The sequence below is a fragment of the Lysinibacillus sphaericus genome, assembly GCF_002982115.1.
Classification (GTDB): Bacteria; Bacillota; Bacilli; order Bacillales_A; family Planococcaceae; genus Lysinibacillus; species Lysinibacillus sphaericus.
In genome coordinates this window covers 4,356,551-4,382,499 of the sequence record NZ_CP019980.1, presented here as the reverse complement: position 1 = coordinate 4,382,499, position 25,949 = coordinate 4,356,551, and the positions used below count along the sequence as shown (strand labels likewise).

At 34.4% G+C, this 25,949-nt stretch carries 25 protein-coding genes and 1 pseudogene; 16 read left to right on the top strand and 10 right to left on the bottom strand.

Annotated elements, in window-relative coordinates:
* Positions 1 to 41 precede the first annotated feature (41 nt).
* Positions 42 to 446 carry a VOC family protein gene (locus LS41612_RS21425; RefSeq protein ID WP_036204622.1) on the top strand — a complete coding sequence of 135 codons (405 nt, stop codon included), beginning with the start codon at positions 42 to 44 and terminating at the stop codon, positions 444 to 446.
* A 237-nt stretch (positions 447 to 683) separates the two neighbouring features.
* Here LS41612_RS21425 and LS41612_RS21420 read toward each other — a convergent pair whose 3' ends face one another.
* From LS41612_RS21420 to LS41612_RS21400, 5 genes are all read right to left on the bottom strand, one after another.
* Positions 684 to 1,139, bottom strand: a complete 456-nt coding sequence (locus LS41612_RS21420; RefSeq protein ID WP_024360889.1) for a hypothetical protein — start codon at positions 1,137 to 1,139, stop codon at positions 684 to 686.
* A 153-nt stretch (positions 1,140 to 1,292) separates the two neighbouring features.
* Positions 1,293 to 1,559 carry a hypothetical protein gene (locus LS41612_RS21415; protein WP_024360890.1) on the bottom strand — a complete coding sequence of 89 codons (267 nt, stop codon included), beginning with the start codon at positions 1,557 to 1,559 and terminating at the stop codon, positions 1,293 to 1,295.
* Positions 1,560 to 1,724: 165 nt separating this feature from the next.
* Positions 1,725 to 1,988, bottom strand: coding sequence for a hypothetical protein (locus tag LS41612_RS21410; RefSeq protein WP_024360891.1), 264 nt, complete (start codon positions 1,986 to 1,988; stop codon positions 1,725 to 1,727).
* A 313-nt stretch (positions 1,989 to 2,301) separates the two neighbouring features.
* The gene (locus tag LS41612_RS21405; protein WP_024360892.1) at positions 2,302 to 2,922 is read right to left on the bottom strand and encodes a YbhB/YbcL family Raf kinase inhibitor-like protein; all 621 of its coding nucleotides are present in this window, start codon (positions 2,920 to 2,922) and stop codon (positions 2,302 to 2,304) included.
* 91 nt (positions 2,923 to 3,013) lie between these two features.
* Complete coding sequence (locus LS41612_RS21400; RefSeq protein WP_227665397.1) at positions 3,014 to 3,307, bottom strand: winged helix-turn-helix transcriptional regulator; 294 nt, start codon at positions 3,305 to 3,307, stop codon at positions 3,014 to 3,016.
* A 935-nt stretch (positions 3,308 to 4,242) separates the two neighbouring features.
* On the opposite strand from LS41612_RS21400, the gene LS41612_RS21385 reads away from it, so the two are divergent.
* From LS41612_RS21385 to LS41612_RS21375, 3 genes are all read left to right on the top strand, one after another.
* Complete coding sequence (locus tag LS41612_RS21385; protein WP_024360895.1) at positions 4,243 to 4,629, top strand: DUF5071 domain-containing protein; 387 nt, start codon at positions 4,243 to 4,245, stop codon at positions 4,627 to 4,629.
* A 109-nt stretch (positions 4,630 to 4,738) separates the two neighbouring features.
* Positions 4,739 to 5,317: a TetR/AcrR family transcriptional regulator gene (locus tag LS41612_RS21380; protein ID WP_024360896.1), complete on the top strand. Its 579-nt coding sequence runs from the start codon at positions 4,739 to 4,741 to the stop codon at positions 5,315 to 5,317.
* Between the two features lie 47 nt (positions 5,318 to 5,364).
* The gene (locus tag LS41612_RS21375; protein ID WP_428842410.1) at positions 5,365 to 6,810 is read left to right on the top strand and encodes an MDR family MFS transporter; all 1,446 of its coding nucleotides are present in this window, start codon (positions 5,365 to 5,367) and stop codon (positions 6,808 to 6,810) included.
* A gap of 175 nt (positions 6,811 to 6,985) precedes the next feature.
* On the opposite strand, the gene LS41612_RS21370 is transcribed toward LS41612_RS21375, so the two are convergent.
* Positions 6,986 to 7,567 carry a TetR/AcrR family transcriptional regulator gene (locus tag LS41612_RS21370; RefSeq protein ID WP_024360898.1) on the bottom strand — a complete coding sequence of 194 codons (582 nt, stop codon included), beginning with the start codon at positions 7,565 to 7,567 and terminating at the stop codon, positions 6,986 to 6,988.
* Positions 7,568 to 7,830: 263 nt separating this feature from the next.
* Here LS41612_RS21370 and LS41612_RS21365 point away from each other — a divergent pair, with 263 nt between their 5' ends.
* From LS41612_RS21365 to LS41612_RS21355, 3 genes are all read left to right on the top strand, one after another.
* Complete coding sequence (locus LS41612_RS21365) at positions 7,831 to 9,054, top strand: MFS transporter (protein WP_024360899.1); 1,224 nt, start codon at positions 7,831 to 7,833, stop codon at positions 9,052 to 9,054.
* Positions 9,055 to 9,141: 87 nt separating this feature from the next.
* Positions 9,142 to 10,203: an LLM class flavin-dependent oxidoreductase gene (locus LS41612_RS21360; RefSeq protein WP_024360900.1), complete on the top strand. Its 1,062-nt coding sequence runs from the start codon at positions 9,142 to 9,144 to the stop codon at positions 10,201 to 10,203.
* Between the two features lie 540 nt (positions 10,204 to 10,743).
* On the top strand, positions 10,744 to 11,292 hold the full coding sequence (locus LS41612_RS21355) for a GNAT family N-acetyltransferase (RefSeq protein WP_024360901.1): 549 nt from the start codon (positions 10,744 to 10,746) through the stop codon (positions 11,290 to 11,292).
* 201 nt (positions 11,293 to 11,493) lie between these two features.
* Here LS41612_RS21355 and LS41612_RS21350 read toward each other — a convergent pair whose 3' ends face one another.
* The gene (locus LS41612_RS21350; RefSeq protein WP_024360902.1) at positions 11,494 to 12,390 is read right to left on the bottom strand and encodes a LysR family transcriptional regulator; all 897 of its coding nucleotides are present in this window, start codon (positions 12,388 to 12,390) and stop codon (positions 11,494 to 11,496) included.
* Between the two features lie 113 nt (positions 12,391 to 12,503).
* Here LS41612_RS21350 and LS41612_RS21345 point away from each other — a divergent pair, with 113 nt between their 5' ends.
* From LS41612_RS21345 to LS41612_RS21310, 9 genes and pseudogenes are all read left to right on the top strand, one after another.
* A complete protein-coding gene (locus LS41612_RS21345; protein WP_024360903.1) occupies positions 12,504 to 13,694 on the top strand; it encodes a YbfB/YjiJ family MFS transporter in 1,191 nt (396 codons plus the stop codon).
* Between the two features lie 39 nt (positions 13,695 to 13,733).
* A complete protein-coding gene (locus tag LS41612_RS21340) occupies positions 13,734 to 14,768 on the top strand; it encodes an NAD(P)H-dependent flavin oxidoreductase (RefSeq protein ID WP_024360904.1) in 1,035 nt (344 codons plus the stop codon).
* A 54-nt stretch (positions 14,769 to 14,822) separates the two neighbouring features.
* Entirely contained in the window at positions 14,823 to 16,784 is a 1,962-nt protein-coding gene (locus LS41612_RS21335) for an FAD/NAD(P)-binding protein (RefSeq protein ID WP_024360905.1), read from the top strand.
* Positions 16,771 to 17,970, top strand: a complete 1,200-nt coding sequence (locus tag LS41612_RS21330; RefSeq protein WP_024360906.1) for an MFS transporter — start codon at positions 16,771 to 16,773, stop codon at positions 17,968 to 17,970. The genes LS41612_RS21335 and LS41612_RS21330 overlap by 14 nt, the downstream gene beginning before the upstream one ends.
* 141 nt (positions 17,971 to 18,111) lie before the next feature.
* Positions 18,112 to 19,140 (top strand): nucleotidyltransferase family protein, encoded by a 1,029-nt coding sequence (locus LS41612_RS21325; RefSeq protein ID WP_024360907.1) that lies wholly within the window; start codon positions 18,112 to 18,114, stop codon positions 19,138 to 19,140.
* Positions 19,141 to 19,378: 238 nt separating this feature from the next.
* Positions 19,379 to 19,726, top strand: a complete 348-nt coding sequence (locus LS41612_RS21320) for a BLB8/JUQZ-1 family protein (RefSeq protein WP_024360908.1) — start codon at positions 19,379 to 19,381, stop codon at positions 19,724 to 19,726.
* Positions 19,727 to 20,488: 762 nt separating this feature from the next.
* Positions 20,489 to 20,548 (top strand): annotated as a pseudogene (locus LS41612_RS24000) (hypothetical protein); the annotation flags it as partial.
* A gap of 144 nt (positions 20,549 to 20,692) precedes the next feature.
* Positions 20,693 to 20,848 carry a hypothetical protein gene (locus LS41612_RS23595; protein WP_233433819.1) on the top strand — a complete coding sequence of 52 codons (156 nt, stop codon included), beginning with the start codon at positions 20,693 to 20,695 and terminating at the stop codon, positions 20,846 to 20,848.
* 426 nt (positions 20,849 to 21,274) lie between these two features.
* Positions 21,275 to 22,174, top strand: a complete 900-nt coding sequence (locus LS41612_RS21310) for a methyltransferase domain-containing protein (RefSeq protein ID WP_024360910.1) — start codon at positions 21,275 to 21,277, stop codon at positions 22,172 to 22,174.
* Positions 22,175 to 23,735: 1,561 nt separating this feature from the next.
* On the opposite strand, the gene LS41612_RS21290 is transcribed toward LS41612_RS21310, so the two are convergent.
* The 3 genes from LS41612_RS21290 to LS41612_RS21280 all read right to left on the bottom strand — a co-directional run bounded on the left by LS41612_RS21290 (position 23,736) and on the right by LS41612_RS21280 (position 25,884).
* A complete protein-coding gene (locus tag LS41612_RS21290) occupies positions 23,736 to 24,929 on the bottom strand; it encodes a tyrosine-type recombinase/integrase (RefSeq protein WP_024360912.1) in 1,194 nt (397 codons plus the stop codon).
* A gap of 198 nt (positions 24,930 to 25,127) precedes the next feature.
* On the bottom strand, positions 25,128 to 25,346 hold the full coding sequence (locus LS41612_RS21285; RefSeq protein ID WP_024360913.1) for a helix-turn-helix transcriptional regulator: 219 nt from the start codon (positions 25,344 to 25,346) through the stop codon (positions 25,128 to 25,130).
* A 136-nt stretch (positions 25,347 to 25,482) separates the two neighbouring features.
* On the bottom strand, positions 25,483 to 25,884 hold the full coding sequence (locus LS41612_RS21280) for a helix-turn-helix domain-containing protein (RefSeq protein ID WP_080653265.1): 402 nt from the start codon (positions 25,882 to 25,884) through the stop codon (positions 25,483 to 25,485).
* Positions 25,885 to 25,949 lie beyond the last annotated feature (65 nt).

Genomic DNA, 25,949 nt, shown 5'->3' with positions numbered 1-25,949 from the left:
AGTTTTTCCAGTATATAATGGTCCTGAAAGGGGAGATGGCAATGAAAGATTGGACAAAGGAAGTTGTACAAGTTCGTGTTGCAAGACCTACAAATCAATTAGCAGCAATAGAAAGATTTTATTGTGAAGGGGTAGGATTAGAAAAAATAGGTTCTTTTTCAGGCCATCAAGGCTACGATGGCATTATGATTGGCCTGCCAAATGCTAATTATCATTTGGAGTTTACCGAGCATATTGAGGGGAGCCCGTGTCCAGCACCGACAAAAGATAATCTTCTAGTGTTGTATATGCCAAATATTGAAACAATCCAACGAATTGCGCAACGTTTGGCGCAGATGGGGTATCCAGAAGTAGAGCCTGAAAATCTTTATTGGGCTGAAAAAGGTGTAACAATTGAAGATCCGGATGGCTGGCGTATTGTATTAATGAATACAATGGGCATATAAATGAATGTTTTGATTGTCTAGAGGTCTGAAGCGGTTGAGAGGCCAATGAAGCGACGCAATCATTACATAGATTGACGCATAAAAATAGACGCAGGCATACTGCACGCAAGCGAGTACGGGCATAGAAGTACTCTTTGGAGCAATTGCCATAGCGAAAAACAATAACAGAGCAAAAAAGTGTAAGATTGATGGCAGTCAATCTTACACTTTTTCCATTTTGCACTCGCTTCTGAATGCTTAATCTCCTAATGCTTGGTTTTCCCTATATTCAGTAGCAATGGATTCTATATTTAATCGAGAATAGTCGGCCCAATTGACAGTTCTAAAATCTTTTTCATTAAAATAAATGCTTAATACTTCGGTCATTTCTTCATTGCTATTAGCACCTGTTAATGGGGCATACCAAATAATCGAAGGTGTTTTCACGCTTTTTAGTTTCGACATCTCTGCAAATATTTTCCCTGAATCTTTTAGCATTTGGTTTTTTGAACCTTCTCTGACATCTGTATCCTGAATCGAAATAGTAACAATACCTTTCGTTTCTTCTACAGTAAATTTATTTTTAACGGTTGCGCCCACAATATCTTTAACAGATGTCTCTTGATTCACTGCTGCTTCCTTCGGTTCTGCATTCTTTCCACAGGCTGATAACAATAGCGTGAATAGTACTAACATGTAAAGTAGTTTTTTCATGTTCATTCCTCCCTTGTTACTCCATATATGTTCAAATTGCGTATGAATTATACAAAGGGACAGGGAGTTAAAGTATTTTTTCTAACGAATGAAAGAAAAGCATCTTCTGTGCATTGCTGACTATCGGAAAGTGAGAGGCATGCGTAACGTATTTTATCCATTTTTTGTAAATAAAACAATAAATAATAAACACATCGCTACGCCCATATACAAACATTTGTAATAAGCTTTAGTGTCCGTTCCTTTGTAATCAAAACCACGATTTAATATGACGAGTCCAAAAAGGACCATGATTAAATTTAAATACAGTGGATTGAATCCAGCAGGAACGACAAGAGCAAACATGAAAATGATTAGTAGGACATGTATGTACTTTCTTATAGGATGGATAAATGTAATCTTCTTAAAAAATTTCATCATATCAGTCCTTCAAGAAATTTGTTGTTTATGAGTTGCAAATGCTGCTACTAAATAGTTTAATGAGAAACCCTTTATTCTAAAGTAGAAATACTAGTTTAAATAAAATAATATCAACTGAAAACAAAAGAATGTTCGTTTCTAGTTGATATTATTCCACAAGGCTATTTATTTGCTTACTACATCTAGGCACCAAGAGAAATTATCCCATGCTGAATACCAACCGTTGAAAATTTCAGATGAATCGTCCCAACGAACTTCAAATTTTCTATGACCTTCGATATCTAGTAAATATAAAGCTAAAGTATCATCTGCTTTAGAGACGGCAATTTTCATCCCATGTTGAAGTTCTTCTTCGGTGAATGGTACATCTGAAACCGAACGAAGCTGTGCTTGTTCAAATACTTGTTTGTTAATAATTCTGTAATTCATAATAAACCTCCAATAAAACTTTCTTGAAATTAACTTTCTATTTTACGTGCCAATAACAGGACTATAAAAGTATATCCTATATTGTTTCAGTAATGAAAACAAAAAAATTATTAGCCAAGCTCTTTTTGTCTAAATTGTTGCTATAGCTGGCTAAAGTTTCAGTGATTTAACGTAGAAAATCAAATCAATTTGTTCTTAAAACAATGTTACTAGGAGCAAAGAAAAAAGTCCAGAGACTCAAAAAATCGAACAGTCCCGGACTTATTTGAAATTAAATTGAGATAATGTTGAGATAAATTAGGATAATAAGTAATTACTTATTTGGGTAAGTACCCTTTAAAGTGTAGTCAGCTAACACATGCCCTTCGATAGCATGATAGAGTTCATTCAGTAAAAATCCATTTTCTAAATCGACGGTCGTATCTAATGCATAGACATGAATCTCGTAAGTATGAGGTTTATCGGGCGGAGCCATCCCCCCGTAAAAGCTAGAGAGTTCTGTACTTTGGCTACCTCCTTGAGGACTTATCCAACTATTTACGCCTTGGACAAAATCAGTCGCTGTTTGACTTTCGTTTTCTTTCAGTTCATCTTTTTGAATATTAGCTGCTGTCCAATGAATCCAAGAGAACCCTTGGCTAATAGGGAAAGCGTCTTTATCTTCTAAAACTAACGCATATGACACAGTTTCTTTTGGTGCATTTTCAAACTTTAATGGTAATGAATAAGTCGGCATGCCATGCTCGTTAAAGGAATCTCCTAGTTGTCCATATTGATCTTGAATAACGCCATCTACTATACCAGTACTCGTTACGACAAATGATTTTTCTTTTGTGGATTCAGTAGTATTTTTATTTAGATTACTGCATCCAGCTAGTATACCTATAGCTAACAGTGAAAGGATGGATAGGAATAGTATAAATTTTTTCTTCATGGTTATTACCTCCATATGTTGTTGTTGAGGTCATGATAACATGGAGAAAAAACTATCGTAAATTACCCACTTTTTTGTAAGGGTACTCTATTTAACGACTACCTATTATTTGTTTCTCCTCGAGATATTGAATACCTAATCGCTGCATAATTTCTAATGATTTTAATACTTCTTTTCCTTTTGTACTTAAGCTATATTCCACTCGTAGTGGATATGTGGAAAGGTATTCCTCTTTATCGACTAATTGAAAATCCATTAGTTCTTTTAATTGTTCTAACAGCATTTTTTCAGTGATTCCTTTAATATCCCGTCTTAGTTTAGATGGAGATGTGGGTCCAAGCCGTAATCGCCAAATAATAATACATTTCCATTTTCCTTTGATCATATCTTGTACTAATTCTAACGGACAAGTGTATTCTTCTCTTAATTTGATGATAATCTCCTCCTACTCTATTTTTAGTTTTTTATAACACAAACGTAAAAAACGGACAACTGTAAGCAATTATTGAACGAACGGTTATCTAAATAAAATGCTATGTGAGCAATATTGCATAAATTAATATATGTAAATAAATGGTATAATAAAGGCAGTGTTATAATTAACAAAACATTTTGTTCTTGAAAAGAAGGGGTGACTTATGTTGAACAAAATAGGATTGGGATTGTATATAACCGGTATAATCATTTACCTTATTTATTAGGGTATTCAACAAATGAAATATTAAAATACCCTTTGTATTTAGGGTGGATTGTCAGCATTTTATTTTTGCCTAAAGTAAGTAGAAAAGAGGGTAGAGAATCACATAATAGAGTCTTAAATAAGAATTATTAAATATATGAAAAAACCAATTTTTGGTGTAAAATTACACTAAATATTGATTTCCTTATTTGTTCAATATAGTGAGGTTTATATAAATGAAAAAATTTATTATTAGTATAATGTCTTTATTTCCAGTTCCATTTTTCTTTTATTTTTATGAATATCATTTTTATCTTAATAGTGAGGACGCGGATTTCTTATTTCCTATATTTATAGTGTGCATAGTCGTTATAGGTCTATTAACGAGAAAAATCAATTTACCTTTGTTTTTTAGTTTAAATATTATGATGCTCGTTATTTCATTAGTATTGGGTCATTTTTTTATATTGGATGATGGCAGTTGGTTTAAACCTTTTGGCAAAAACGGTGCTATGATATTTGTCTCAAGTATCTATATTCTAGGTCAGTTATTTATAAGATTGCTTAGTAAGCAAGGTCCTACTAATGTAGCGTAGTTTTTTAATAGAGTGTTAACCAAGGAAAACAAGGAGGTGCTGGATTTGGAAGGGTATGAAGATTATCTCCCTTTAAATATATACGATGTTGATAAGGTTGAAAAACTAAAAAAATTAGATAGAAATGTATTAGAACCTTTACTGCCAGACCTCCTCGAATATACGCAAGATATGAACTGGCCTGTTGCTTCTGGCGTGGTGGAGATACTATTAACTTTCCCTAAGGAAATTGTCTCTCATGTGCAAGCGATATTATCTTCAAATGATGATAACTGGAAGTGGTTTATTTTGCATTTTTTGGTTATTAAATTACCTGTAGAGTCGCAAGTTCAGTTTAAACAGTATTTAATAAGAGTTGCCCAAACCCCTACGCAAAATGAAATCGCAGAAGAACTTGATGAAATTGCCAAAGAAATTGTAGACATGCTCTAAATTTGGAGTGCTTCTTTGTGAAATTCAGCATTAATCAAATTGACAACATTCAAAAAGACTTATATTATTATGTAGACCGTTCGTTATAATTTTAAGGGAGGTACAGCCTATGTCTAGCAAAAAATCATCTCGCGAAAAAATTTTGGAAGCTGCAACAGAGCTTTTTCATTTGAAAGGATACCATGCTACTGGCTTGAGTCAAATTATTCAAGAGAGTGGGGCCCCTAAAGGCTCTTTATATTATCATTTTCCTAATGGTAAGGAACAATTAGCTGTTGAAGCGATTAACTTATCGGCAACAAGAATTGCAGCAGAAATAGAGCAAAATTTAGCAGCTTATGATGATCCAGCTAAGGCATTTCAATTCCATATAGAAAATATTTCGGGAATTTTTCATGACATCGATCCAATATCTAAATTGAAAAATGTTCCAATGGGATTACTCGCAATGGAAACAGCATTTGTAAATGAGAATTTACGTCAGGCTTGTGAAGAAACCTTTGAAATTTGGGGAAATCTTTACTTTGAGAAATTAAAAGTTAGTGGATATAGTGAGGAGCGTGCTTTCTTAATTAGCAGAACAATAAGTGCATTAATTGAAGGCGGCATTACATTATGTGTAACAAAAAAATCGAGTGAACCTTTAATTCAAATTAACAAAATGATCCCTTTATTGCTTTCAAAGTAAAAAGGGTCTTTCTTTTGTTAATATTATATAGACCGGTCTAATTAATCATGGAGAAAGAAAGGAAGTATTTTATGGCTTCATCAATGCAAGTTGTGCCAGTACATAAACCTAAAAGCATGGCTTTTGTACTTATGTTTGCGGCTTTTATAGGACTGTTTAGTGAGACAGCTTTAAATATGGCACTGACCAATATTATGGCTGATTTTGCAGTGTCAGCTGCAACTGCACAGTGGCTGACTACTGGCTATTTATTAACAATTGGTATTTTAGTACCTGTTTCATCTCTTCTTATTCAATGGTTTTCAACAAAACAGTTAGTTGTGGGTTCATTAATTTTTTCGATTTTGGGGACGATTTTAGCAGCTTTAGCGCCAAACTTTCCGATTTTATTAATAGGTCGTATTATTCAAGCATTTGGAACAGGTATTATTCTACCTTTGATGATGAATGTCATTTTGTTAATTTTTCCAATTCATAAACGAGGAGCGGTTATGGGCTTGATGGGTCTTGTTATTACAACAGCACCAGCGATTGGACCGACACTGGCAGGTTTAATTGTAGACTCGTTGAATTGGTCTTATATTTTTTGGATTAGCCTTGTGTTTTACGCAGCACTAGTGATAGCTGGGTTAAAGCAAATCGATAACGTATCTACGATTACAAAACCAGCGATTGATGTTTTCTCCATTATTTTATCAACACTTGGGTTTGGAGGCTTCATTTACAGTTTAAGTACCGTTTCAGAAAAATCATTTGCTTCAGCCACGGTATATCTACCTTTTATTGTGGGATTAGTGGCAATTATCCTATTTGCTATTCGCCAATTTAAAATGAAGCAGCCTATGATTAATTTGCGGACGTTCAAATATCCGATGTTTACGTTAGGAACATTGCTATTGTTTAGCGGTATGCTGTTAATTTTATCTACCGCTATTTTGCTACCAATGTACTTAAAAGGTTCATTGCTATTCAGTGCTACAGTAGCAGGTCTTATTCTTCTACCGGGTAGTGCAATGAATGCTGTTTTATCACCAGTAGTAGGGAAACTTTTTGATCAGTTTGGAGCTAAAAAATTTTTGCCATTGGGCTTTCTGTTAACGTTCAGTGCAAGTTTACTATTTATTTTTACGATTTCCGCACATACACCTGTTTGGCAAATTATTTTGGCAAATACAATCTTCTTTATAGGAATATCAATGATTATTATGCCGGCACAAACAAACGGATTAAATCAGTTGCCACGTGAATTATACGCTGATGGTGCCGCAGTCATGAGCACATTACAACAAATTGCAGGGGGAATAGGAACTGCTTTAGCCATTACATTAATGGTTAGTGGACAAAACAAGCATATGGAACAGTTCCAAAATGCCTCGTTATTAGAGTTAATTGCAGAAGGAACAAAATATGCTTTCTTCTTTATAGCAGCTATTGCTCTTACTGGATTAGTATTATCGTGTTTTGTTAATGGAAAGCGTGTAGAAAAAAATTAAGTTTTGATGAATTAAATATGTCGTAATTCGCCTGTTTGATGTAACGTAAAAATCCATGTAGACTTTTGTGGGACAAGGGCAGCTATCAGGGGATAGCGCCTTTGTGGCCATAGAAAGAAAAGAATTTAATCTCAGTTACAACGTTCTAATTTTCAAAGTTATATATTGTATCTTTTTACTTAAGTAATGTAAGAGTTGTGGCGATAGCATTGTCAATAAAAGAACGTTGAGGGCGAGATTTCATCATAACCGTTATACCAATTAATGAGACAATAAGTGCTTGTGCTAAAGATTTTGCGTTTGTGTTGGCTTCTAGCTCCCCAGTTTGTATTCCTCGTTCAATCGTCTCCTGAAAGATGACAGTTAGATACATTTGATGTTCTCTGGTTAAGATTTCAAAACGCTCATCATGTGGCGCTAGTTCAACCATTGTATTAATACAAAAACAACCTTTACTAAGCTCTTCTGCGTATTCGTCATTAATGATATCAGTAAAAAAAATAGTAAATGCCTCTTTTACAGAGGAGTGGCTCTGAAGAGTAGTCCGAATATCGGATGCCCTAGTCATTGTATATTTGCGAAGTGCTGCTTCAAATAATTCTTTCTTATCACCAAAAGTTGAATAAATACTAGGACGTTGAATCCCCATTCTAGAAGTAAGATCACTTAATGAGGTAGCCTCATATCCTTTCTCCCAAAATAACTGCATAGCTGCATCTAAAACTTGATCCTCATCAAATTCACGGGTTCTTGCCATTAAAAATACTCCTCTTTAAATTTTGATTATTTATGATTTAAATACTGCAATGATAATTCTTTTTAAATACCAATCAGTATGTAATTATTATATGATTACCTGCTTTATTAGTCAAACCACATCCTTTTATTTCATGCAAAACTTTATTTTATAAAACAAAGTTATTGACATTGGAAAAGTGTTTAAGCTATATTTACCAATAAATTATATCGTACCGTTCGGTATGTTATATTTGTAAACTTATTGTGATTGGAGGGGTAGGTGTGTTCAAAACAGAGACAAATATGGAGGATCAATCAAATCCTCATTGCCAACAACAATCATCTATGTCTCGCATTATGGCATTGTTGTTTGCAACTGCCTGTGGAATTTCTGTTGCCAATATTTATTTTGCTCAGCCATTACTCGATCAATTATCGAATGACTTTGGTATTGACGATTCCTTCATTGGTTTAGTGATTACTATTACACAGATTTTTTATGGAATCGGTTTACTATTACTCGTTCCGCTTGGAGATTTGTTAAATCAAAGACGTCTTATTGTTGGCCAGATGCTATTATCCACAATAGCGCTGATTATAGTAGGGACTGCCTTTTCGAGTGCAATACTTTTTGTAGGTATGGCGTTGGTAGGTCTTCTTGCAGTTGTTACACAAACGCTCGTGGCGTTTGCGGCGAACATTGCTTCTCCTTCAGAACGAGGGCGTATCGTGGGCATTGTAACAAGTGGAATAGTGATTGGCATACTGCTAGCAAGGACTTTTGCCGGTATTTTAACAGATTTGGCGGGTTGGCGTTCGGTATTTATTGTCTCTGCAACCATCATGCTTTTGTTAGCTAGTTTATTTTTTAAAGTGTTGCCTAATGTAGAACGTGAAGTGAAATCTATAACCTATTGTCAGTTGATTAGATCAACATTCACATTGTTAAGGCAAGAAAGAACATTACGTGTTCGTTCTGTGTTAGCTATGTTGATTTTTGCGGATTTCAGTATTTTATGGACTTCACTAGTGTTGCCACTTAGTACGCCGCCTATTGTTCTATCTCATAGCGCAATAGGAGCATTTGGTCTAGTTGGTGTAGCGGGAGCATTAGCTGCGGCAAGTGCGGGAAAACTTGCCGATCGAGGTTATGGACAACGAACTACTGGTATTGCATTAACACTATTGTTAATTTCGTGGTTGTTTATTAGTTATTTACAACAATCATTATTTGCATTAGTGGTTGGCATTGTGCTACTGGATTTAGCCGTACAGGCAATACATGTCACGAATCAAACGATGATTCTTCCATTGCGTAGGGAAGCACAGAGTCGACTTACTGCTGGATATATGATTTTCTATTCTATTGGTAGTGCAGCTGGATCAATTGCTTCGACTCAAATATACGCACATTTTGGCTGGGAAGGGGTTTCTTCACTTGGTGCTTCTGTGAGCGCTTTTGCTCTACTTTTTTGGGTTATAAGTAGTCGAGTAAAGATTAGATAGCTGTAAGATAGCTACTAGCAAAAGAGTACTACTATAAAGGTACTGACTACTTTTACTTTCAATTTAATTAGATTAGGAGAGATTTTAATGGAAATTGGTATTACATCTTTTGTAGAAACGAAGCCAGATGTTTATAGTGGTGAAGTGATTAGTCATGCACAACGATTACGTGAAGTGGTCGAAGAGATTATTCTTGCGGACCAAGTAGGGCTGGATGTATTTGGCGTTGGTGAACATCATAGGAAGGATTATGCTGCCTCTTCTCCAGCGATGGTTCTCTCGGCAGCGGCACCGCAAACAAAAAATATAAGACTTACAAGTGCCGTAACTGTGCTTTCTTCAGCTGATCCCGTACGCGTTTTCCAAGATTTTTCCACACTTGATGGCATTTCAAATGGACGTGCAGAAATAATGGCGGGGAGAGGTTCTTTTATTGAGTCATTTCCGTTGTTTGGCTATAATTTGAACGATTATGATGAATTGTATGAAGAACATTTGGACTTGCTGCTCAAAATTCGTCAATCGGAAAAAGTAATTTGGCAGGGCAGACATCGAACTTCAATAAATAATTTAGGTGTGTATCCAAGACCAGTTCAAAATTCTATACCTATATGGGTAGGTAGTGGTGGAAATCAAGATTCTGCCATCCGTGCAGGCCTACTAGGGTTGCCACTTATGCTAGCAATTATTGGTGGAAGCCCTATGCAATTTGCACCGATTGTACAGTTATATAAGAAAGCAGCAGCAAGTGCCGGACATGATGTATCTAAACTTCAGGTTGGTTCTCACTCGATAGGTTTTATAGGGGAAAACAGAGAATTGGCAGCAGATACATTTTTCCCATCTACGCAAGCTGGTATGAATAAGCTTGGTAAAGAGCGAGGTTGGGCTTATTATGACCGTTCAAGCTTTGATGCTGCAAGGAGTTTTGAAGGAGCATTGTATGTTGGTGATCCAGATACAGTCGCTGAAAAAATCATTCATTTGCGTAAGCATGTAGGGATTACACGTTTTATGATGTATGTGCCGTTAAGTACAATGCCACATCATCAAGTAATGCGTGCCATCGAATTGCTCGGGACAGAGGTTGCCCCCCGTGTTCGAGAGGAAATTGCTAAATGGGAAGCTAACGAGGAACAGAATATATAATATTTTATTAAAGAATACGGCCATTGATTTTAGAAATTGCCGATACCCCTACAGGTTGTTTCAAACGATTGATTTCGCCATTTTTATACCAACGCATCCATGTTTCCACCTGTGTTTTATGACGTATTTAATTCCAATAAAATCTGTTTGATAGGTACATCTGCTAATCGCATCTCAATCGCTTTCATTTTTACATCATATGGATAACTCACTCTTGTTCCCATAGAAAAAACACCTCCTAATTGAAGTTTGGGTATCTATACCCGATTTCAATCGAAGATGCTTTTTTTATTTGTCTATATCTATTGGGGTCAGTTCCATTTTATATATGAGGCTTTTAAACAACACCCTAATCGTTAAATATTAGGGTGCTGTTATTTTTTATGTTAACTACAGAGAACTTCTATCTTATGTTGCCTATCGTTTAGTAGTTAGGAAAATTTTAAAAGGGCCATACAGCCGCTAATTAAGGAGGATATATTTCCATTATGTAGAATATGCTATTGAATAGTGGGGAATATTTTTAGACGAGGTGTTCAATTGCATAAGATAAGAACGGAAACAGAAAGATTAGTTATTCGATTTATAGAAGAGGATGATTATTCTTCTTGGCTTACTGAATATGAAAATCGTTTACCTTCTCAGCATAAATACGATGACGGGAAAATAGACATGGGTATTTGTACAAAAGAATGGTTTAGTGAGTTAGTCACTCAACATTATCAGATGGCTGTGGATGACAATGTTTATGTATTTAGTGTGTTTAGAAAAGAGGATAATGCACATATTGGTGTTATCGATTTTTCAACAATTATGAGGAGAGAATTTCAATGGGCTAGATTCGGGTATACCATCCATAACCACTTTTGGAGAAGGGGCTATGGTAAAGAGGCTGTAAAGGCAGCGATTGAGCTAGCGTTTGAGAAATTAAATTATCATCGAATCGAAGCGCATATAAACCTTGATAATAATGCATCAATAAAGTTGGCAGAAAGTGTTGGAATGGTTTATGAATGCACGAGAAAAGGCTTCATCTATGAGGACGATGAATGGACTGATCATCTCGTCTACTATATCAATGCAAAGTAGTGCCTACGCTTGTACACATGTATTAAAAAAGCATCTTAGCCAAATAGGTTAAGATGCTTTATAAATGTAAGAGGGGATAAAAGACGCATAAGCCGTTACTATTTTTATGCTTAGCTTCATTGGAAATATCCATATACATAAGGCACAGCACTGTAAATTAATGCTATTATTTTTTTAGTTATTTAAAACTGACTATTCTGATTATTGAACGGAAATAGGATGTTGAAAAGCGTTTCTCTCCTCACAAAACATATCCATAAATTTAATTAAAGATGTAGGTATAAATGTGTCCTTTCTATAGATGAATATTGTTTCAACTTTTCCATAAGGATTTGGGATTGAATGATGTCTAATTGTCCCAGCTTGTAAATGCATTTCTATAACAGAATAGGGGAGCATACTTATGCCTAACCCTGCAGAGACACAGCCAAGAATTGCTTCAAGTGTACCAAATTCCATTATTTTATTTGGTGTAATTCCTTCATCATGCAACCATTGTTCGAGTTTTGCCCGATAAGTGCAGCCACTTCGAAACACTAGTAGCGTCCTTGTTTGGATATCTTTAATAGATGACAAAGGAGGATGAACAGTATCTGTAATTAGTACCAAGTCCTCTTCGATAACAGTCTTTTGAGTTAATTCTGGGTGGTCAATAGGACCAGCAACGAATGCCCCATCTAGTTCATGATGCAAAACCCCTTGAATATTTTGTTGAGTTGGCCCTGTTTTTAAATTCAAGTCTACATTTGGATATTCGTGGTGATATTTCGATAGTAGGGATGGTAAGCGAACAGCAGCAGTTGTTTCCATAGAGCCTATAGATAAAGGGCCTTGTGGAATTTGATTATCTTGCATCACCTTGACTGTTTCTTCTATTAAATTAAAGATATTTTCAGCGTATGTTAATAAGACCTTCCCTTTGGAAGTTAAGGTAGTGCCACGGTTATTCCGGTAAAATAGTGTGGTTTGAAGATCGTTTTCTAATTGTTGAATTTTAGTAGTGATATTGGATTGTGCGTAATTAAGATCACGAGCGGCTTGCGAAATACTCCCTTTTTCGGCAACAGATTTAAAAATATTCAAAGCATGTAAGTCCATAAGTAAACCCTCCATTTAGCTATATAAATAAAAGATGGTAACTATCACTTACCTGAATTATACTATAATTCAAAAAAAAGTTATGATATTTATATAATGATTTTACAAGGGGTGTGATTTTATTTAAACATTCTTCTATTTTTTTATTAGGCGGTATTTTATCTTTAATCGTTGCTATGGGAATTGGCAGGTTTGCATATACGCCAATTCTTCCACTGATGCAAAGTGATCTTTCGTTTTCAAATGCAGTAGGGGGTTATCTTGCTACAAGTAATTATGCAGGCTATTTACTTGGGGCATTTTTAGTAGGAGTTATTCCTGTAAAGCAACATAGAACGTTTATATTAAGGTTGAGTCTGGTTGTTAGTATTCTAACAACAGCTAGTATGGGTTTATTTCAATCTTATTTTATTTGGTATGGGTTGCGTTTTATATCCGGTATTTCCAGCGCCATTGTTTTTGTGATGGCCTCTGGCATTGTGCTAGATAAACTAGCTATTAGAAATAAATTGAATTGGTCTGGCATTTTCTATGGTGGAGTAGGGCTGGGCATTTTTTTATCAAGTTTACTGATACCCATATTAAATCGTTTATACAGCTGGGAAGGCGTATGGTTAGGTTTGTCCAGTGTTAGTATGCTACTAGTTTTGATAGTTTGGATTAGCATGAAAGACGAACCACTGTCTTTTGAGAAAACTAGTAAACAAGAAAGTGCTCTATGTGTACCTCCTTTAAAATGGATTCCTTGGCTAATTGTAGCTTATGGATTAGAAGGGTTAGGGTATATTGTGACAGGTACATTTATTGTATCTATCGCGAAAGAAATACCGAGCTTTCATGGTGATGCTACCGTAGTGTGGATGGTGGTTGGATTGGCTGCAATTCCATCTTGTATTATCTGGTCAGAGTTAGCTAAAAAAATTGGATTTGTTAAATCATTGGTGTTAGCAATGACACTGCAAGCTTTTGGAATAGCGCTACCAGCTTTATGGGTATCTCAAATAGGGGTAGTTTTAAGTGCTCTATTATTTGGGGCCACTTTTATGGGAATCACAACCCTTGCTACAACATTAGCACGCCAAATGAGTCCATTTAATAGTAGTCGGATTATTGGCATTCTTACATCTATCTATGCAGGTGGACAAATGATTGGGCCATCAATTGCTGGAATTATCTCAACTGCCACTCAGAATTATGATGCTGTGTTACTGGGTGCGGCCAGTGTAGTTTTAGTAGGCGCAGGCTTACTTCTAACTGGTATTCGATTTGAGAAGAGTCCTGAGTTTCTAAAAAAACAAATTTAATTTTCGAAAAATTAAATCATCGATGAAAAGGAGAACGGTATGTTAGATAAATTAAAATACCCAATTATACAAGCTCCTATGGCGGGAGGGGTATCGACGCCAGCTCTTGCCGCAGCGGTATCCAATGCAGGAGGATTAGGTTTTCTAGCTGCTGGATACAAAACAACTGAAGATTTAAGAAAAGATATTCAAGAATTTCGTAATTTGTCTTCTAATATTTTTGGTGTAAATTTATTTGTCCCTAACCTAAATGAAATCAATGATAATTGTAATGTGGACGACTATCGAGCGAAGTTAGAAAAAGAAGCATTACTATTAGGAACTACAGTTGGAGATCCAATCGTGGATGATGATGACTGGCATAACAAAATTGACTTAATCAAAGAAGAAAAAATACCTGTTGTAAGTTTTACTTTTGGATGTCCGTCTACTGAAACTATAAAAGAATTAAAGCAAAATGGAAGTTTCGTAATTGTTACCGTTACAAATTTAGAAGAAGCAAAAATAGCAAATGAATCGGGTGCCGATGCATTATGTTTGCAAGGCATTGAGGCGGGAGGACATCGAGCTTCCTTTTCAAATAATATGGAACCTCACGAAGAGTATGGATTACTCGTTTTTATAAGTATCGTGAAAAAGGAAATCGATATTCCTATTATAGCGGCAGGAGGGATTATGGATGGTTGTACGATTACTGCTGTTTTAGGGGCAGGGGCTAGTGCTGCTCAATTAGGTACCGCTTTTCTCCTTTGTCCAGAAAGTGGGACGAATCCAGTATATAGAAAAGCTTTAACGGATTCGGATTATACAACAACTCATATTACACGTGCATTTACGGGCAGGCGTGCAAGAGGGTTAGTAAATTATTTTCTATCCACTTATGACAAGGAAGCACCCGCTGCGTATCCACAAGTTCATTATATGACACAAAAATTAAGAAAAGAGGCTGTTCAGTCAGATAATCCAAAGTACATGTCTTTATGGGCTGGACAGGGCTATAAACTTGCTCAATCTCTTCCAGCGGCAGATTTAATAAAAACATTAATGCTGCAAGTAAACACAAATCATGTATGACTTTAGCTAATATACAGGGTTGGTCATTATAAATTTATTAGAAGGAGTTTTAAAATGACAAAAGATATTTTTAGAATTGCTTTAGTAGGTTGCGGACCAAGAGGACTTTCTGTGTTAGAAAGACTTCGTACAAATTTTAAAGAAGACTCTTATGCAGGTAAAATTGAAATTTATATGATAGACCCTTTCCTTCCAGGTTCTGGCGAAGTGTGGAGAACAAATCAGTCGAAAACGTTATTGATGAACACAGTAGCTTCTCAAATTACTTTGTTTACGGATTTTAGTGTTGAATGTGAAGGTCCTATTATGCAAGGTCCTTGTTTGTATGAATGGGCTAAGTCTTTAACAAAGATAGCGAATGCTAATTTGGAATATAGCGAATTAGTCATGAGAGAGGCAGAAGAATTAAAACCAGATTCCTATCCTACACGTGCCTTTTATGGTCACTACTTGGAATGGGTATTTAAAGAAGTTGTCTTAACTATGCCAAGTAACGTCATGGTATATACTCATCAAACACGAGCTATTGCGATTGATGATGCATATGATGGAAGCCAGATTGTACAGCTTGAAAAGGATAATGTTCATTTAAGAGTGGACGCTGTCGTGTTAGCGCAAGGTCATACACCGGTAAGTTTATCTCCAGAAGAAGAGAAATTAAGAAAAATCGCAGCTGAAAAGGGAATGATCTATATTACCCCGAGTAATCCAGCCGATGTTTCATTAGAGTGCATAAAAGCAGGAGAGCCTGTTATTTTAAAGGGACTCGGTTTGAATTTCTTCGATTACATGTCACTGTTTACACAGGGAAGAGGCGGGCAATTCATACGAACAGGAAACAAATTAGTATACCAAGCTTCAGGGGAAGAGCCTATCATCTATGCAGGTTCTCGAAGAGGCATTCCATATCACGCTCGTGGTGAAAATGAGAAGGGTGCATCAGGCAGACACACACCAATATATATCACTCCAGAGGTGATTAAGAACTTTCATAACCAAACGCTAGACGGACAAGCCGTAGATTTTAAAAATGATGTATGGCCACTTATTGCGAAAGAAATAGAAACGATTTATTACAAGGCAATCATTGAAGAGAAATCAGGTTTGAATGCTGGACAGGAGTTTCAGGCTAAATATAGTCTCTATTCCTATGGAAGTGAACATGAGAGAAGCATTTTAAAGGACTTTGGCATTCCTGATGATTTAATGTGGGATTGGGAAACGCTTGCTAATCCTGTCAAAAATCATTTTTATGATAATCCCGAAGAATTTAATGATTGGTTAATTCATTATCTTTCTTTAGACTTAAAGGAGGCCAAAAGAGGTAATGTGACCAGTCCTTTAAAATCGGCATTAGACGCGTTACGAGATTTACGTAATGAAATTCGTCTTATCGTAGATTACGCAGGTATTAATGGAGATTCGTATAAAATCGAATTAAAGAATTGGTATACGCCGTTAAATGCATTCTTTTCGATTGGTCCACCAGCAATTAGAATTGAACAAATGATTGCTTTGATGGAAGCAGGAATTGTTAACATTATCGGACCAAAACTTAAAGTAGAAGTAGTGGAAGAAGAATCGATATTTTATGCTGTGTCACCTTTCGTTAACAATAGTGATATAAAGGCTAAGGCCCTCATTGAAGCACGTCTTCCTGAGACAAATTTAAAGCGAAATGCGGATCCATTAATGTCCTATTTGTTAAAAACAAACCAATGTCAAACTTATAAAATACCTAGTTGCAATGGTTTGATTTATGATACAGGGGGATTAGCTGTAAGTAGACCTCTTAACAAAGTTTTAGACGGTGAGGGCAAAGAGCATGCAAGAAGGTTTGCTTTTGGTGTTCCAACTGAAGGCGTTCACTGGGTTACTGCAGCGGGTATTAGACCTGGGGTTAATTCAGTTACATTATGTGAATCCGATGCAATTGCACGAGAAATTATTAGTCTATTACATGCAGAACACGAAAACAAAGAGAAAGAGATGAGAAAAATTCTTGTTAGAGCATAATAAATCAGAAAGAAAAACATCAAGAAGTGTTTTCACAGCGCTAACCGTAGTTTTTGTTACGATTTTGACTTCAACTCCTGTATTTTTACCAGGTGCAGTAAATGATTTAATAAGGAAGGATACAGGATTTAGTGTTGGAGCTATAGGCGTAACAATAACATTATATTGGTTAGGATCTCTTATGGGAGCCTATATTAGTAGGCAAATAAATAGCCATCATTCCATAGATAAGATAATAGGTATAGCAGTTCTAGTTACTGCATTCAGCCTTTTCTTAACGTTCGTATATCCGGAAATTGGGTTATGGGTAGGTGCTGCTTTTGGGGGAGCTGTCTACGGGTACAGTCAACCATTTACTAATATGCTAATTATCAGACGGTGCCCGGAGAAGATTCAAGGATTTGCGTTTGGGTTGAAACAAGCAGCCATACCTGCAGCAACTTTGTTTTGTAGCCTTTCTGTTCCTTTTTTAGCGGTGCCTATAGGATGGAGAAATCTATTCGGACTTGTTGCTGGACTAACTTTATTCTATGGCATAATCTTACTGATGAATTCAAAAGATGATGAACATGGCAATGCTAAAAAGAAAAATGCAACAAAACTACGCTTAAATAGACATTTAATGTTGTTGGCGATAGCAGGTGGCCTAGGCGCTGCAATTGGAAATAGCTTAGGTGGATTTTTGATTACGTCTCTAACACATGGAGGAATTACATTAGTAAAGGCTAGTATGGTGGCCGCAGTTGCATCGATAACAAATATTCTAGTAAGGGTTTTTGCTGGGTTAGCAATTGACCGTTTTAGAGGGCTTGAAAAAATATTGTTACTATCAATGTTTATCGTTGGATCATTAGGTACAGCAGCATTAACCATGCCTTCACACACTCTACAAGTAGTAGGGGCTATTCTAGCCTATGGTGGTGGCTGGGGCTGGGCTGGATTACTACACTATGTAACAGGAGCTGCTTATCCTGGAAGAGAAGGGCAAGCAACTGCTATTAGTCAAATGGGTGTTTCTCTAGGGGCAGCTGTCGGACCATTAATTTTTGGTTTTGTGTTTACAACTTTAGGTTCCAATGTAGCTTGGTTTCTAATGTCTATTGCTGGAATACTAGCATGTATATCAGTAGTAGAATCGTATCGAGTGAATGCTAAAGAAACGCCTATCCAAGAAAAGTTTAGTTAGTAATGGATTTGTTTCTATTAGTCGTTAAATAAATTGAATAGATGAATGGTTATGGAGAAAGGCACATTTATAGGTGCCTTTTCCTTTTATATTGTCATAGTTTGATTCAATTTTATTGGGAAATGGAAGGGGAAAGAGTAATTGGTATATACTGATTGGGAAAATAATCTTATATTATTACTCTCGAAAGAAAGTTTATCGTATGTAGAGGTTGATACTTTAAAACAATTACTTAAAATGCCTTTAGATTGGGTACGAGTAATAGGGCTATTAAAAATGCATCATATTTTCCCAAATGTATCTGTAATTATAAGAAAGTACATAGTGGATGAAACTAACTTTGAATACGGGTATGTAAAATTAAAAACAATGGCTAATTTAGAATATAAATTGCACAAAGAGATCGCCAATGAACAGTTACAACATCAATTACAGTTGATAGAAATATTAAATAGAGCAGAAATTCCGTATGCTTTATTAGACGGGCTGCCAAATTGCCAAACGATCTATAAGGACAGTCTTCACAGTCCGTACTACGATAGTAAGGTGTTAGTGAATTATAAAGATAAAGGCAAGGTCGTACAATGTCTACAGTCTATTGGTTACATGCCATATAACGCTAATGTGAATTTGGACACTGGGGATAGGATACTTGAAAACCTAAAACCGCTTGATTTAGTTAAATCCACCGAGATGAAATTTTTAAGTATATTTAAAATTAGATTGCAATTTTTCCCATATTCATTCGGTGAGCGTAATCTTCAAGAAGATGTAACGGAAGAATTGCTAAAAAATGTACAAATATTAACAATAGATGGGGTTCAATTTAAAGTTTTGTTATGGGAAGATACGTTACTCTCTTTATGTGTAGACGTTTATAAGGATAAAAAATATAACAAGGATGTATCTCTTTTTAAATATACGGATATCTATCGGCTAATTAAGTCAAAGGATATAAATTGGGATGTTTTTATTAAAAAAGTTAAGACGCACAATGTGGAGTATTTAGCATTTGAGGTCCTTTACGAAGTTGAGGAATTATATTATCCACTAATACCGCTGTTAACACTAAAAGAGTTGTCTGCGGATAAATTCATTAAAGAAGATGTAGTTGTCAATCAGAATCATAATGAATGGCATGAGGATTTGTTAAGTAAGTTATTAAATTGAGTAGGATTGAAAGACTGAGTGAAGTTCTACGCATTTTTCGATGCATTCTTTTTGCTGTCTTTTAGGTTCGATAAGTTTTCTGTCTTAAAAATAATGGCTAAAACCTTTATTGAAAAATCCAAATATCGGAAAAATAATTGATTTCTAATTTAAGGAATGTTAGTATAAAAATAACTATATAGTGTTTTTTTGCTATAGTATCTTAAATCTACTTTTTACATAAAGAAGGGTGAATAACATGAAAAAATTCTCAAAAATAATTCTAGCTTTTACTTTAGCTCTTTCTACTTTGATGTTCGTTTCATTATCGGACACACAGAATGCTTACGCAGCTAGTATTGAAGATTGTAAGAATGACTCTAATTGTTTCAATTTTGTTAAACAAGATTTGGTGGTAAATCGTTATATAGATTTATGGGGCATGAGCAAAGTTGAAGTAAAATCAGGTTCAAGCTATGTTAAAATAGAAGATGGAGTTAGAATAAAAGGAATTAAGCCAGGTGGAGAAGTTGTAATTTACGCTTATGATAAAAGTGGTAAATATACTATGTATAGTATTACTGTTTTAAAAACCATTTTTGGATAGATTGTTATGAAAATAGTGACATATGAACTAGAGTAAATAGTTCCAGTATTCTTTTGCTAGAAACAGGATGATAAATATAATCAAATGCTCAGGTACTCAATTAATCTTGAACCTGGGCTTTTTTTATTCAAAGATATTCGACTTGTAATAAAGCTTCATTTGGAATGCTTTTCCCACCGCTATCAAAACAAATTACAATTCAAGATTATATTATTTATGATAAAGGTAATTAATTAATAAACCTAGTACTACTCGGTTGAATCTATTGTTTTACAGCGTACTAAAAGATATTATATAGCGTTCTATATATTTCTTGATTGTTGTAATAAGTAACTGGGGCGTCTTCACTACTAATTAAGTTCACTTTTTGTAATACAGCGTTAGATTACGCATTAGAAGGTACCAGTTGATTGAGAATCTCGGTAAGTTAGAAATCAAGTATTTACACAACTTCAAATTGATAAAGATAAAAAAGGATGATGCAAATGACAAGTGTCACAATTACATGCCGAGACTTGCAGAGCTTTTACCCAGAGTACAAACTGCGTGTAGATTGCTATTTCAGGAGTGCTACAAGGCGGGCATTTAGAACATCTTCATCACTGAAACATATCGCTCACAAGCACGGCAACATTATCTGTATACACAGGGACGAACGCGCCCAGGGAAAGTTGTTACCTGGACATTAAACAGCAATCATAAATCAAGTCTAGCTTGGGATATTGCGGTTGGTCCTCCACAATCATAGTATGATGTCACTACATTAAGTCGAGTAGGAGCCATTGCGAAAAGCTAGGTATTGAATGGGGCGGAACATGGACAAATGCAATTGACCGTACACACTTTGAAGTGAAAGCGAATTGGAAGATGCCTAAAGGCTACAAGTTAGAAGGACAAGTACTCCTACCAAGTAATAGCAAATTGAAAGTCCAATTTATTGTGGAAGATAAGAAAGAGGAAATTATAGTGGCAAATACAAATTGGTATCCGGATTCACCAGCTATGAAAACTGAAACAGAAAGCTTTATTGCACAGGCTGTGAAGGATGGTATTATACAGGAATCACACTTAAAGGATTTACTAAGTGTTGTGATGACAACGGATCGTTTGATTGGTTTGTAGATTACGATTCAACAAAGATGTAGTAAATAAATAGTATTGTTGAGTATTTGTTGAGAATGATGTAGTAATCTATTAATGTCATTGTAAACAAACAAATGAACACGCATATACCAATGACGAAGCCCCAGGTACTCAATTAACTTTGAGTCTGGGCTTTTTTTAAAAAAACATTGGAATATTTATGTATTATAAGTATACTTTGTTAAGATATATCTGCGAAAAAAGTGGATTTACAATGTTAAGGAAAGAAATGTGCCCAAATGACTTTTTACGGATATTTTATTTTTAAATATAAATGTATTACAATAAAATATGTAAATATATATAACGAAATTAAATGATTGGGTAAAAAGGGTAATAAATAGGTTAAATGCATAAGATAGTAGAAATTCATCATTGGTGGTAATATTTAGGGGAGTTGTTGAAATGAATAAAATAAATTTGTTAAGCAGAATACAATATCTTTACAAGCATGAAAATAAAAATATTATTCAATATTTAAAGAAAATATCTAATACAAGTTCGAATTCAATAGAAGATATTTTAATTAGTTATGATTTTCAAGCAGGTAATTATACAAAATCTTATAAAGAAAATCCAAATGCAAAAAAACATCACTTAAAAAATCTTATTGAAGTGTTAGATGATTTAAATGGTTGTAAAACTATTTTAGAAGTAGGTGTTGGGGAAGCCACATCATTATTAGAGATTATTAAATCAAGTCGTGTAAACTATGACAAAATTTTTGGTTTCGATTTATCATGGTCGAGAATAAAATATGCTAAAAAATTATTAGAAGAAGGTCAATTATCAGAAGTTGAATTATTTACAGGTGATCTATTTAATATGCCTTTAGCCAATAATTCAATTGATTTAGTCTATACTGTGCATGCTTTAGAACCTAATGGCGGCAAAGAATTAGAAGCATTAAAGGAACTATATAGAGTTGCAAGTAAATATGTGGTCTTAGTAGAGCCTTATTATGAAGGGGCAAATAGTGAAGCAAAAGAAAGAATGGATAGATTAGGGTATATAAAAGGATTAGAAGATAAGATAAATCAATTAGGATACAAAATTCTTTTAAATAAGGCATTGAATAATGATATGAACCCATTAAATCCAGCAAATATTATAGTGATAGAAAAACAAAAAGACGACCATAAACCACCAGCTATTCTTTGTTGTCCAGTTACAAAATCTCCATTAAAGTTCATTAAAGGGTGTTATTATTCTGAAGAGAGTTTATTAGCATATCCATTAATTGATGGAATTCCGTGTTTGTTAAGCAACAATGCAATAATTGCTACAAAATTTTTGGATGATTAAATAATTAATTATTTATGATATTATATTATATATAGTAAATCTAATATAGGTTCCCAAATGGAAGTTTGGAAATACAACAGAAAGTCACTAATGAATGTTAAATCAACGTTTTGCGGCTTTTTGTATGTATATTAAATATAAGGTATTTTATACATTTTTTAATTCAGTATTCTATCAATATAATCATAGTGTCAACACATATACTATTACTATAAGGATCAGGTTATCACTTTGTGAGCCTGGTCTTTTTTATTTCGCAAAAATTTTAAAAAACGAACAATAGTTATGGTATAAATACGAACGAATATTCTTGTCGAGAGAGTGTACTGTAATCAAAGAACAACTGCTAAAAGTTATGAAACGTAATCAATTAGTAAACATGATGTATATGTCAAAAAGCGGTGAAATTACAAGGAGGAGAGTAAAGCTTGTAAAGATTACGGGTGATTCATTTCAAGCGTACTGTTTTACAAAACGAGCAAAGCGTACTTTTACTATCAGTTGTTTTAGCAGTTGCTCCAATTATTCACAAGGAGCGTTCAGTTGTATGATTAGCTTTGAACAAAGACGACTTCTTCATAAATATGTAGTTTATGATATGGCAGTACAGACATTACAACGTAACTACAAGGTGATTGAAAACCTTAAAATGACGCAATGTATATTTACCAATACCAATACTGGATAAACTTTTATATGACCTTTCACAAGAATGTTACAACTCTAAAAGGCTGTTGGCTAAAGATTAAATCAGAGTAGTGAAATGGGAAAAGATAGTCGAGTACTTTAGTGATTTGACCGTTGCTACAGCTCGGGAGGATTTAGTCTTAATGTATGTTAATCAAGCCTAGAAAACACAGATTAGAAAAATTATTAAGCCACTAAAACACATAACCAGGCGCTCATTTTTTTAAACAAGCAAATAATATCATGAGTCTTGGTAATAAATTAGCTTTGCAAGCTGAAATGAAAAAAGAGTATTAGAATGAAGAATTTTAAGTAGCCTATCAAATTTGGGAATTTTTTTGATAATAATCCAGAAGCGCAACAATACATAGATAGCTTAATTAGAGAAAATTTTCATGAAGAAAGTTTGGAAGATGCTTTTTTTATTTGTCTATACCTATTGGGGTCAGTTCCTTTCTTTGTTATTACCTTTTTTTAAGAAACCTGTAGATAAAAAGGGGAAAGAAAGGCCCGTAAGGTGGGACATAAGTGTGTTGCTAAATATTATCTATTATGATTATATAAAAAAGCTTTGTATTAACGTTGTTTTTTACATAAAAAACTCACCCTCCAATAAAGAAGGGTGAGTCGCTTTGAAGCCTTGAGGCTCTAATGGTAAAGTTAAAAGCCGCGTATGCCGTAGTTATTATAGAAAGTTTTAAACCACCACTCCTCAAATGTGGATATATGTTTGTTGAGGATTATCGGGTTTTATCGTAAACGCCGATTTAACGCGGTTTTCATGGTTTAGTTTATCAGCATTTACCTCTTTGAATTACAAATTATCAAAAAGTTTTGCATCAATTTTGCATCAATTTTGCATCAATTAAATTTGTTAGTTGGTTTTAGTTTGCGGTTGGAATAGAATTTCTAATTTATCAGCTGCTGCACGATCCGCCGACTTGAAAGCATGACCGTATGTGTTCATCGTAATTGATATATCAGAGTGCCCTAAACGCTCAGATATAATTTTAGCGTGCACACCTTGAGCTATTAAAAGACTTGCAGATGTATGACGTAGGTCATGCAATCGAATATATTTAAATTCGTTAACTTTTAGGAACTTACTCCATTTATTTGTTGGACTAGAAGGGTGCAAGTGTTGTCCCTTTTCATTGCAGAAAACCCACTCGTATTCTTCTTCCTCCCATTTATCAGCAAACTTCAATTTATCCTTTACCCATTTTTTTCGATAGGTTTTTAATTCTTCAATCATACTCACAGGTAATGTAACAATTCGTTTAGATGTCCTTGATTTTGTTTTTTTGATATGAGGTCCGTTTTCAGTTAAAACTATTGCTTGCTTAATCTCGATTTGATTGTTAACCATATCTACGTTTTTCCACTCTAAACCTAACAATTCTCCGCGTCTTAACCCAGCCACTAATGCAAGTGTAAAAAAAAGTTTCCAAATAGGTTGCTCACTTTGTAAAAGTTGCATTAATTGTACTATTTCATTTTCGTCATATACTTTTAAATCTCCATTTTCTTCTTCTGTATCTGTAGCTTTTGGTTTTCCTATACCGTCCATAGGGTTATTTTTTATTATTTTCCATTTTGTTGCATACTTAAATATGCTTTGCAAGGTACGGTAGATATCTTGTTTAGAATGAAACGATAAATTACCTTCTTTACCATCTTTGCGTTTCAAGTTTGATAATAAATCAAGAAGAATCATTTCATTAATCTTACTCATTTCCACATGCCCTATCACTGGAAGTATATGGTCTCTCAATTTTCTCCTGTGGTTTCCAAAAGTAGTTTTTCCAAGTGTAGATGCATATTTCTTTTCCCATTCTTCAGCAAAATCAGAGAAAATCATCTTTTGTGGTTGAATGTAATTTCCTGATAATACTTCGTTTTTAAATTTTAGATATTCACTATCCAAATACTCTTTTAATTGCTTTGGTGTAAATTTGTTCTCCACGATATATGTTTTTGTAACACGTGGGTACTTGCCTCTAGAGTCCTTTCCAAGACTTACAGTGAACTGGTATGAATTTTCGCCTCTCTGTACAATATTCGCCATAAAGACCACTCCTTTTATTTTTTTTAAAAAATAGGAACATTCGTTCCTTTTTATGATATAATAAAAAACAATTAAAGGGTAATTTATATATTTTTGCTTTACTTCCAAATAAATACGCTATGAGTGAAAGAAATTTGGTATAGTGTTAATAAGTCAATTGACTTATTTTAGGTCGGGTAGAGTAGAAAAATTCTACTCTTAAGTGCCATCTTCAATCCATTCGTACAGTTCTTCAATATTACAATTAAGAATTGTAGATATGTTTTTTGCTACTTTTAGCGACATGACTCGATTATTTTGAATATAATGTTGTATTTGTTGAGGCATAATACTTAATTTTTCAGCTAACTCTACTTGTGTCATATCGTTTTTTAAGAGCAATTCTCGAAGTTGGCATCTACCGACTTGATAAGTCAATTGACACCCTCATTTCTTACATAATTTTTACTATAAAAAGGTGGAGCGTAGCATGAACAAAAAAGAAGTTAAGTTACTTATTGAATTTATTAATTTGAAAAATAAAGCAATTAAGACAGGTAAAGATTCCAATGAATTAATGCTGCTTTTTGAAAAGCTCAACCGCAATCTCAATATTTCCAAGTAAATGTTTACGACTGTTTTCATCAAGTGTTTGAATGTATTCCATTAGTTGTTTTAAAAATAACATGTCGTTTATATCGAAATTTTCATTTGAATCAAGTAATGCCTGATGTAGTGATTCAGAAGTATCCCTCTTTGGAAATAAATCATCAACTTTAATATCCAATGCCTCAGCCAAAGCAAATAAAGCATCTTGAGATGGAGCGATAAGACCCTTTTCGTAATTAGAAATGGTATTATCGCTTTTACTGATTTTTGCACCTAACTCTTTTTGAGTCATCTTTTTTTTCTTCCTAAAAAATTTAACTTTTTCACCTACAAATATAGCTAAGTCTTTTTCTATCTTATCCATCATAAACCTCCGAATTTTTTATTAACATTTATCAAAATTTATTATTATTGCTTTTATTTTATCTTTAT

Bases quoted from the DNA above. Each gene is read 5' to 3' on its own strand.
- LS41612_RS21310 (WP_024360910.1), top strand. From the start codon at position 21,275: ATGAATAAAATAAATTTGTTAAGCAGAATACAATATCTTTACAAGCAT.
- LS41612_RS21405 (WP_024360892.1), bottom strand. From the start codon at position 2,922: ATGAAGAAAAAATTTATACTATTCCTATCCATCCTTTCACTGTTAGCT.
- LS41612_RS21360 (WP_024360900.1), top strand. From the start codon at position 9,142: ATGGAAATTGGTATTACATCTTTTGTAGAAACGAAGCCAGATGTTTAT.
- LS41612_RS21335 (WP_024360905.1), top strand. From the start codon at position 14,823: ATGACAAAAGATATTTTTAGAATTGCTTTAGTAGGTTGCGGACCAAGA.
- LS41612_RS21375 (WP_428842410.1), top strand. From the start codon at position 5,365: ATGGAGAAAGAAAGGAAGTATTTTATGGCTTCATCAATGCAAGTTGTG.
- LS41612_RS21320 (WP_024360908.1), top strand. From the start codon at position 19,379: ATGAAAAAATTCTCAAAAATAATTCTAGCTTTTACTTTAGCTCTTTCT.
- LS41612_RS21380 (WP_024360896.1), top strand. From the start codon at position 4,739: ATGTCTAGCAAAAAATCATCTCGCGAAAAAATTTTGGAAGCTGCAACA.
- LS41612_RS21290 (WP_024360912.1), bottom strand. From the start codon at position 24,929: ATGGCGAATATTGTACAGAGAGGCGAAAATTCATACCAGTTCACTGTA.
- LS41612_RS21410 (WP_024360891.1), bottom strand. From the start codon at position 1,988: ATGAATTACAGAATTATTAACAAACAAGTATTTGAACAAGCACAGCTT.
- LS41612_RS21340 (WP_024360904.1), top strand. From the start codon at position 13,734: ATGTTAGATAAATTAAAATACCCAATTATACAAGCTCCTATGGCGGGA.
- LS41612_RS21400 (WP_227665397.1), bottom strand. From the start codon at position 3,307: ATGATCAAAGGAAAATGGAAATGTATTATTATTTGGCGATTACGGCTT.
- LS41612_RS21280 (WP_080653265.1), bottom strand. From the start codon at position 25,884: ATGATGGATAAGATAGAAAAAGACTTAGCTATATTTGTAGGTGAAAAA.
- LS41612_RS21370 (WP_024360898.1), bottom strand. From the start codon at position 7,567: ATGGCAAGAACCCGTGAATTTGATGAGGATCAAGTTTTAGATGCAGCT.
- LS41612_RS21350 (WP_024360902.1), bottom strand. From the start codon at position 12,390: ATGGACTTACATGCTTTGAATATTTTTAAATCTGTTGCCGAAAAAGGG.
- LS41612_RS21415 (WP_024360890.1), bottom strand. From the start codon at position 1,559: ATGATGAAATTTTTTAAGAAGATTACATTTATCCATCCTATAAGAAAG.
- LS41612_RS21425 (WP_036204622.1), top strand. From the start codon at position 42: ATGAAAGATTGGACAAAGGAAGTTGTACAAGTTCGTGTTGCAAGACCT.
- LS41612_RS21420 (WP_024360889.1), bottom strand. From the start codon at position 1,139: ATGAAAAAACTACTTTACATGTTAGTACTATTCACGCTATTGTTATCA.